Raw genomic sequence first — 1,078 nt, 5'->3', positions numbered from 1 at the left:
CAATTTAGCTTTTCCCTTATATATTTTCTTTAATACAGTATCAGTACTATTTACTTTAGAAAAGGTGATTAATATAGAAAGCGAAGGTAATTTAATATCATTGTTCCCATTATATTTCTACCGTAAAATTGTAATGTCAAAAATTTTAAGTTCAATCTTTATAAGTCTAGCAATTAATTTGTTTTTATTTCTTTATGCTTTAATATTTTATGTTAATTCTTGGTATAATTTATTTCTGGTTTTCTTAATAGTCAATTTAATAACAATAATTTTAAATTTATCTTATCATTTACCATATGCTGTATTTCCAAAGTTTGATTGGGAGTCAATGGAAGAAATAGGAACTTCAGCTAAGAGTAATATTTTGTCTTTTATTGTAAATGGTTTTATCTTTTCTTTATTGTTTTCTATTATTATGTTTTATTACCTTATGACTATAACTGGTAGATTAGACAATCTATCTATTAACCTTTATACTATTATTTCTCTGTTATTCTTATTAATTATATTGTCAACATTTCTTATAACAATAACTAATAAAAGGAGGAGTTATTTTGACTAAAAGTTTATTAAAGGTAGAGAATTTATTTTTCAGCTACGAAAAAGTTACGATTTTTGATGGTTTAAGTTTTACAGTTTTTCCTGGTGAAATAATTGGTTTATTAGGTAAAAATGGTTCTGGTAAAACAACATTATTAAAGTTACTCAATGGAGAATTAGACAAAAACAACAAAAGTATACAAAGATATGAATCTAATTTATTTATACCAACAGACTTATATATGTATCCTTTTTTAACAGTACGTGAATTCATAGGCTACATTTCTAATATCTTAAAAACAGACAGTCTTTCTATATCTAAATATGTTGAAGAAATGTCTTTATCTCCCTACTACGATTCATTAATTAATTCTTTATCTTTTGGAACCAAAAATAAACTTTCTCTTTTATGTGGATTACTAGAAGCGCCACCTTTGTTATTATTAGATGAACCCTTGACTGGTTTCGATCCAGTCACTACTTCTGTCACTGAAAATATATTATTAGAAGTAGTTAAACCTGTCTCTTATACACATCT

General features: G+C 25.1%; 2 protein-coding genes. Both read left to right on the top strand.

The annotated features are described in order from the left end of the window. Window positions 1-562, top strand: a 562-nt coding sequence (locus CD122_RS12210; protein ID WP_206167776.1) for a hypothetical protein, incomplete at its 5' end; no start/stop codon positions are given. Next, window positions 555-1,078 (top strand): ATP-binding cassette domain-containing protein (locus CD122_RS11695; RefSeq protein ID WP_103359052.1); only part of this gene is annotated, 524 nt, incomplete at its 3' end. The genes CD122_RS12210 and CD122_RS11695, both read left to right, overlap by 8 nt.

The organism is Staphylococcus rostri (assembly GCF_002902145.1).
Classification (GTDB): domain Bacteria; phylum Bacillota; class Bacilli; order Staphylococcales; family Staphylococcaceae; genus Staphylococcus; species Staphylococcus rostri.
This window is presented reverse-complemented; position numbering and strand designations above follow the sequence as displayed.